Genomic DNA, 7,652 nt, shown 5'->3' with positions numbered 1-7,652 from the left:
TCGCGCAGGTTAATCCCTTTGCGGGCCATTACCCATCCGGCATTTTCAAATCGGTGAACAACCGAACCGTCATCATCGACATATATCCATTCTTCGGTGTTTCCGTTCTCCCATCGATAGATGGTTGTCGCCACGATATTTTCCTTATTATTTTAGCGACGACAAACCTTGCCGAATGCGGACCGTTTCGGCTTCGCGTGCTGCGCGGATTTTCAGCCTCTTCAACCACCAGCCGTAATCCGAAAGCATGTTCTTTGCCAGGTTTCGCAATCGGTCAGCATTCACAGAGTCGGCCGTCAGTGAGCACTGCGGCGGTTCGACCCTTTGGGCCGAACAGTACGCGATTGCGTCAGCAAGACGTTCGTCATCCAGCAATTCTCTGCAGGCATTCGAGTGTTTCAGTGCCTCATTCATCGTATGGCTTTCTCTGCTCAATTATCGACATCACTCAATCGCATAATTTTGTCGAGTTCTTCCGACGAAATGGGCCGAAGGTCCTCAATCCTTCCGCCGGCGACTTCCGCTCCGCACTTCCGGCAAAACGTGAGCATGTTCGAGTGTAAACCCAGCCCTGGAAAATCATGCTCGCAGTGCTCTTGTAGCGAAAGTTTCGCCAGGACGGCCTCAACTTCAAGCTCCGCAACTCGCCGTTCGTGTTCTTGCGCAGTGTTGGAATTCAACGGGCCGACCGTTTTCTCAATTCGCACTGCAACCTTGGCGAGTGCTAGGCGTACCAAACCATCCAGATCAATGCTCATAATTTTCCGATCAATTTTCGCGCTTACCGGCACCTTGTCCAAACATTTCATAAGCTGCGTTGCGCTGCCGCCGTTTCAGATTTTCGGACACGTCGTCGAAACGACTGGTTGGTTGCTGATCCGTACTTTGGGTGACGGGATCGGAAACCAAGCCCCGCACACAAAAATCCTTACCTCCCGCTCGGGGATTCACAGCGCGGCAATGGAAGCGCGGATTTGCGACACCAGATCCGGAATGAGCTTAAGCCGCTTCGCTTCCTCCTCGATCACGCGTTCGAATCCCTCCTTCTTCAAGGCCTGGAAGTCGATTTTGACGCGGATTGCTACCGGCAAGGTACTGGCCAGGATATCGAATAGCCTGTCAACCGCATGCAAGCGCCCCCACAGGTAGTCGTTTTCCCGCGTCGCGCGATTGAGGAAACCGCCGAAACCGGCAAAGGTCCCGCCCAGCAGGACGCGCGTGTTGCCAGGAGGGGCGAGGCTGAGCGCGTCGTCGGGGCTGATCCGGTCAACCAGGATTTCTTCGATCGGTCCGGCTTCCAGCGCCAGCGCGCTGACGACAGGGTGCAGGAGCACGTCCCAGTAAAAGTAGCCGAGATAGCCGGTGAGGATCGCCGCGCGGCAGTGCGGTTCGAGACTTTGCAACAGCGGGGACGACAAGAGTCCATCGGCAGCGTCGTTCTTGGCGGCCAGGTCGCATTCGATGCCCAAACGCCGCACCAGCCCGGTCAGGTCCGCATCCTGGCCGGCGACGAATTGCTCGATATCGACCGTCGGTCCCGCGGTGATGGGCATGAACAGCTTGCGGCACATGGCAACCGCCTGCTCGCTGAGGAAATCGGTGTTGTCGTACATCGACATCGCATCGATGAGTTTGTGGATTTGAATGTTGATGAGGTCGAGATCATCATCTGCCGTCACGCACGACGCCGGCGACCCGGCGCTGCCGTACAGGTCGTTGATCTCGTGCAGCACGAAATTCAAACGGCGCTTCTTGTAGACGACGCCGAAGTTGATTACCAGTTGCGCAAACGCGGGCAAATCGACGTTTTCATTGACATCTTTCGCCGGCCGGTTCCAGTAGGAGTCGGCAAGCAGGATCTCGTGCTTTGCCGCCCACAGTTCCACCGCTTCCTGCAGATGGTGCGTGGCGGCCGATTCCCTTGGAAAACCGCATGCACCGACGATCAGTTCGACCACGAAATCCAGCGCCTCCAGCACCATCGTACGCATGTAGGAATCGAAAACAATCGGTGTGGCCGTCAAGGCGTTTGCCGAATGCAGACGCCAGTGCCGCAAATCGTGGATGGTGAACTTGCCCCTGAACTTTCCTTCAGTGTCCTGGTCGATCAATTTCTCCACTTGCGGCCGGGCGTAAAAAATGGCTTGCTTCAGCCGCCGCACCTGCTTGTTGTAGCGGCCGACGTCCGCCAGCTCCTTGTAGGTCGGATCGGTGCGGGGCAGGTCGGACAGCGCCCCGCGCAGGGTCGCGAAGAATCCTGGCACCCCCGTGCCCGGGGCCGGCTTGTCGAGCTGGGAGTGCGGGTCGATGAAGATCAGGCGGCGGTCGACTTCGCGGAATGCGCTCTGCGCCCGGATTGCTTCGAGCGTGGCCATGATCGGCTTGTTGTCGAGGATGCTGCCGTCGACCAGCACGGCATCCTCGGGATCCTTGCGCTGGGCGCTGTAGCCGCCGAAATTGTGTTTAATGAAGCGTGCGCGCGCCGGCCACGGCCGGTGGCGCGTTGCCAGCAGGTCGTCCATTTCACGGATCTGCGCCGGGGGGAACGCCCCGGGATAGGAGGCGGATGCCCTTGCAGCGAATGCGAGCGACGGCACGCTGTCGAGATCGAAGTCGCTGCGCAGGTGTCCGCCTTTGTCTCGGTTGAGCTGGAAGTGGAGCGGGCGCCGGTGCTCGCGCTCGGTCACTATCGGTGGATCGTGTATGAAGATCGAACGGTCCAGGCCGCGGAAATCGGTCACGGTGACCAGCAGGTCGAGCTGCGTGCCGGGCGGCAGCAGGGAATCGCCCCCAGCGACTGGCCGTTCCATGACGGTGAGGCCGTCGAGGATCAAAGCGGCGAGCCGGCGGCCGTCGAGCGGGGGCTTGAACCAGCGCGAGCGGAGGAACAACGACGCCCGTTCCCGCATTTCGGCGTTGACCTGGCCAATGATGAGGCCTTCGCGCTTAAGCCGCGAAAGCAGGGGGCCGACGAGCGGCCAGAACATCCACTTGCTCCAGCGCTTGGCCCTGGCTTCGGGATCCAGCAGTTCGGCGATGTCCGCCTCGGCCAGCCACATGTCGGTCAAGGGCGCCAGGCTGAGATCGTGCGCAAGAGCCCGGCTGAGCGCGACGCCATTCATGGCGCCCGCCGAGGCGCCGGAAACGACGTCGACGAGCACCCGCAAGTCGAGTTGCTGGCCAACCGCCTCCAGGAAGCGGTAATAAATGTCTCCCGTCGACTGTTCCGGTTCGTCGGGATAGTGAGCGTGCAGTGACAACAGCGTGCTGTCGGTTTCGCGGTCGTCCCGGTGATACAGTTTCGAGGCACGCACCAAGTTCAGGATTTCGCGGTTAATACCATGCTGATAGACGGCCAGCGAAACGCCGCCGAAGAATACGATTGCCAACCGTAATTCTTTCTGTTTCATTGCTGATTCCCGCGGAAGAGGGCACGATCATTCTATTCCCAACGCGAAGCTGCTGCCACTCTGGTGGCAGTTGCGTCCCGCATATCGAATACTTCCACGCTTCACCGGTCTGGACGAGCGCAAGTATTTGCCGATTAGCGAAGCGCGCCGACGGCGCACTCCTTGCCAGCAAGCCGCGGCGTCTTGGTTCGCCAAGTGTTCGTCCGTCGTCAGCACCGTAGCGTAGGCAAACGCAAGGGCTGACATCAGCGCGGGCATGGACCTGCGCGGCCGGCACGGTCTGTCCGCCGAACTCAAGGTCGCGTGTGGCGCATGCGTCGTGAACGACCGTTGTCTTGCAGCCGAATTCCGACGCGGCACTTGGGATACGCAGCCGTTCGTGCAGCATGTTACGGGTCCCTGCATGGATCGGAAAGATCGGCAACGAAGGGGGTGAGGATTCGGGAGCATCGGCGAGACAGTGTCGGGGAACGGCAAATCAACATAGAATACGGCGCGTGAATGATATTTCCCCGTACCAACCTTTTTCCCGGCCAGAGGGCCTGCTCGGATCAAATGAGATCGCTTGATGTATTTACCCTGATGTTTATGACGGCGTTTACTTGCGTCGGCATGAGCATGATCATGTTTTCTGTTCATCGCAGCTTCCGAAGCGAGGTCCAGGGCGTGGGGCATTGGGCATGGGGCCAGCTAGCCATGGTGCTGGCTGTCTTGATGCTGGCCTTGCGCGGCACGCTGCCGGACGTGCTGTCCGTGCCCGCATCCAACGCAGCTCTCCTGTGGGGTATTGGCCTGTCAATGATCGGTACCCAATTGTTCTACGGGCAGGCGGCTAGCTGGCGCCTGTTCCACATCGTCTGGGGGAGTTGTTTCATAGGCATCCTCTGGTGGCTGCTCGTGACCCCGGATTTTGCCATGCGGGTGGCACTCTACTCATGTGCCGAACTGGTGCTGCATTTGGTGCAATTGCGTCTGGTTGTACGCTATGGCGAACGGCATTTCACCAGCTATTTTTTCTTCGCGCTGCTGCTGGTACAAGCGGCCCTGGTACTGATACGGGGTGTGGCTGCGCTGGTTTCCGATGGCGCCAGTGTGGACCTGCTGAAAAGCTCGGCGCTGGCAACCAGCTATCTGGCGATATCCAATCTAGTCATCCTGTTGCTTAGCGTGGCCTTCCTGGTACTGGCCTCACGCCGGCTGCAGTTGGTGCTGGAGCAGCGCTCCACGCACGATCCTTTGACGGGGATCCTGAACCGGCGCGGGTTCGGCGAATTCTTTGGACGCAAACAGATACATGCGCGTCAGGGTGACTGGCCGCTGGCGATTCTGGCGCTTGACCTGGATCACTTTAAGGCCGTGAATGATCGCTACGGCCATGCGATGGGCGATCGTGTTCTCCAACATGTGGCGACGCTGGTTCAACAGGCGTTGCGCGAACGCGATCGGGTGGCTCGCTTCGGCGGCGAGGAATTTGTAGCGCTGTTGCCTGGAACATCCGCAAAGGACGCAATTCCGGTGGCATTGCGTATCCAGGCGGCGCTGCGCGATGCCGTATCCGAGCTACCTAGCTGCACCCTCAGTATCGGCATTGCCAGCCAGTCGAGCGAACTGGAAGACCTCGACAGCCTGCTGGCGCGTGCTGATGCGGCCCTGTATCGGGCCAAGGCCGAGGGGCGCAACCGCATCGTGCTGGCGGACGAAGCTGTGTTGCGTTGCGTTGCCGGATGAGGGCGCGCCGCGGCTACTACAAGGTGCGTCAGGGATTCACAGCGCGGCAATCGAAGCCCGAATTTGCGACACAAGATCAGGAATGAGCTTGAGCCGCGGCGCCTCCTCGTCGATCACGCGTTCGAATCCCTCCTTCTTCAAAGCCTGGAAGTCGATTGTGACCCGGATTGGTACCGGCAAGGTACTGGCCAGGATATCGAACAGCCGGTCAACCGCATGCAAGCGCCCCCACAGGTAGTCGTTTTCCCGCGTCGCGCGGTTGAGGAAACCGCCGAATCCGGCAAAGGTCCCGCCCAGCAGGACGCGCGTATTGCCGGGCGGCGCAAGGCTGAGCGCGTCGTCGGGGCTGATCCGGTCAACCAGGATCTCTTCGATCGGCCCTGTCTCCAGCGCCAGCGCACTGACGACAGGGTGCAGGATCACGTCCCAGTAAAAGTAGCCGAGATAGCCGGTGAGGATGGCCGCGCGGCAGTGCGGTTCGAGACTCAGCAACAGCGGGGACGACAAGAGTCCATCGGCATCGTCGTTCTTGGCGGCCAGGTCGCATTCGATGGCCAAACGCCGCACCAGGCCAGTCAGGTCCGCATCCTGGCCGGCGACGAACTGTTCGACGTCGACCTCCGGTCCCGCGGTGATGGGCATGAACAGCTTGCGGCACATGGCAACCGCCTGCTCGCTGAGGAAATCGGTACTGTCGTACATCGACATCGCGTCGATGAGTTTGTGGATTTGAATGTTGATCAGGTCGAGGTCGTCATCCGCGGTCACGCAGGACGCCTCCGGCCCGGTGCTCCCATACAGGTCGTTGAGCTCGTGCAGCACGAAATTCAAACGGCGTTTCTTGTACACGACGCCGAAGTTGATCACCATTTGCGCAAACGCGGGCATGTCGACGTTTTCATTGGCGTCTTCCGCCACCCGGTAGGAGTCGGCAAGCAGGATCTCGTGCTTTGACGCCCACAGTTCCACCGCCTCCTGCACGTGGTGCGTGGCGGTCGATTCCCTTGGAAATCCGCACGCACCGACGATCAGGTCGACCACAAAGTCCAGCGCTTCCAGCACCAGCGTACGCATGTAGGAATCGTAAACGATCGGCGTGGTCGCCAAGGCGTTCGTCGAACGCAGGCGCCACTGGCGCAGGTCGTTGATGGTGAACTTGCCCCTGAACTTTCCGTCGGTCGCCTGGTCGATCAATTTCTCCACCTGCGGCCGGGCGTAAAAAATGCCTTGCTTCAGCCGCCGCACCTGCTTGTTGTAGCGGCCGACGTCCGCCAGCTCCTTGTAGGTCGGATCGGTGCGGGGCAGGTCGGACAGCGCCCCGCGCAGGGTCGCGAAGAAGCCCGGCACGCCCGTGCCCGGGGCCGGCTTGTCGAGCTGGGAGTGCGGGTCGATGAAGATCAGGCGGCGGTCGACTTCGCGGAATGCGCTCTGCGCGCGGATTGCTTCGAGCGTGGCCATGATCGGCTTGTTGTCGAGGATGCTGCCGTCGACCAGCACGGCCTCCTCGGGATCCTTGCGCTGGGCGCTGTAGCCGCCGAAATTATGCTTCAGGAAGTGCGCGCGCGCCGGCCATGGACGGTGCCGCGTAGCCAGCAGGTCGTCCATTTCGCGCAACTGGGCCGGAGGGAAAGCCCCCGGATAGGAAGCCGATGCCCGTGCCGCGAACGCGAGCGACGGCACGCTGTCGAGATCGAAGTCGCTGCGCAGGTGTCCACCCTTGTCGCGATTGAGCTGGAAGTGGAGCGGGCGCCGGTGCTCGCGCTCGGTCAGCATCGGTGGATCATGTATGAAGATCGAACGGTCCAGGCCGCGGAAATCGGTCACCGTGACCAGCAGGTCGAGCCGCGTGCCGGGCGGGAGCAGGGAGTCGGCGGAAGCTGGCTGGCGTTCCATCGTGGTGAGGCCGTCGAGGATCAGGGAGGAGAGCCGGCGCCCGTCCAGCGGGGGCTTGAACCAGCGCGAGCGCAGGAGCAAGGAGGCCCGTTCCCGCATTTCGGCGTTGACCTGGCCGATGATGAGGCCTTCGCGCTTAAGCCGCGAAAGCAGGGGGCCGACGAGCGGCCAGAACATCCACTTGCTCCAGCGCTTGGCCCTGGCTTCGGGATCCAGCAGTTCGGCGATGTCCGCCTCGGCCAGCCACATGTCGGTCAATGGCGCCAGGCTGAGATCGTGCGCGAGCGCCCGGCTGAGTGCGACGCCGTTCATCGCGCCCGCCGAGGAGCCTGAAATGACGTCGACGAGCACCCGCAAGTCGAGTTGCTGGCCGACTGCCTCCAGGAAACGATAATAGATGTCGCCCGTCGATTGCTCCGGCTCGTCGGGATAGTGGGTGCGCAGCGACATCGGCGTGGTGTCGGTTTCGCGGTCGTCGCGGTGGTACAGCTTCGACGCACGCACCAGGTTCAGGATTTCGCGGTTAATGCCATGCTGATAGACGGCAAGCGAAACGCCGCCGAAGAATACGATTGCCAACCGTAATTCTTTCTGTTTCATAGCCGATTTCCCCGTGGAAGA

The 7,652-nt window shown here is 60.8% G+C and carries 5 protein-coding genes; 1 reads left to right on the top strand and 4 read right to left on the bottom strand.

The genetic code is table 11. The features are described from left to right. Positions 1-147: 147 nt before the first annotated feature. The 3 genes from D3872_RS25965 to D3872_RS04685 all read right to left on the bottom strand — a co-directional run bounded on the left by D3872_RS25965 (position 148) and on the right by D3872_RS04685 (position 3,410). Complete coding sequence (locus tag D3872_RS25965) at positions 148-414, bottom strand: hypothetical protein (RefSeq protein WP_147373791.1); 267 nt, start codon at positions 412-414, stop codon at positions 148-150. A gap of 17 nt (positions 415-431) precedes the next feature. Then, positions 432-758 (bottom strand): hypothetical protein, encoded by a 327-nt coding sequence (locus D3872_RS04690; protein ID WP_147373790.1) that lies wholly within the window; start codon positions 756-758, stop codon positions 432-434. 189 nt (positions 759-947) lie between these two features. Continuing rightward, a complete protein-coding gene (locus tag D3872_RS04685; RefSeq protein WP_119809702.1) occupies positions 948-3,410 on the bottom strand; it encodes a patatin-like protein in 2,463 nt (820 codons plus the stop codon). Positions 3,411-3,965: 555 nt separating this feature from the next. Between D3872_RS04685 and D3872_RS04675 the strand changes: the two genes are divergently transcribed. Beyond that, complete coding sequence (locus D3872_RS04675) at positions 3,966-5,138, top strand: GGDEF domain-containing protein (RefSeq protein WP_182915683.1); 1,173 nt, start codon at positions 3,966-3,968, stop codon at positions 5,136-5,138. Between the two features lie 36 nt (positions 5,139-5,174). Here D3872_RS04675 and D3872_RS04670 read toward each other — a convergent pair whose 3' ends face one another. Further along, positions 5,175-7,631, bottom strand: coding sequence for a patatin-like protein (locus tag D3872_RS04670; RefSeq protein WP_119809700.1), 2,457 nt, complete (start codon positions 7,629-7,631; stop codon positions 5,175-5,177). Positions 7,632-7,652 lie beyond the last annotated feature (21 nt).

It is taken from the genome of Massilia cavernae (assembly GCF_003590855.1).
GTDB classification, from domain to species: domain Bacteria; phylum Pseudomonadota; class Gammaproteobacteria; order Burkholderiales; family Burkholderiaceae_D; genus Telluria_A; species Telluria_A cavernae.
This window is presented reverse-complemented; position numbering and strand designations above follow the sequence as displayed.

Excerpts from the sequence above, each read along its gene's own strand:
- D3872_RS25965 (WP_147373791.1), bottom strand. The coding sequence starts at position 414 with ATGAATGAGGCACTGAAACACTCGAATGCCTGCAGAGAATTGCTGGAT.
- D3872_RS04690 (WP_147373790.1), bottom strand. The coding sequence starts at position 758 with ATGAGCATTGATCTGGATGGTTTGGTACGCCTAGCACTCGCCAAGGTT.
- D3872_RS04685 (WP_119809702.1), bottom strand. The coding sequence starts at position 3,410 with ATGAAACAGAAAGAATTACGGTTGGCAATCGTATTCTTCGGCGGCGTT.
- D3872_RS04675 (WP_182915683.1), top strand. The coding sequence starts at position 3,966 with ATGAGATCGCTTGATGTATTTACCCTGATGTTTATGACGGCGTTTACT.
- D3872_RS04670 (WP_119809700.1), bottom strand. The coding sequence starts at position 7,631 with ATGAAACAGAAAGAATTACGGTTGGCAATCGTATTCTTCGGCGGCGTT.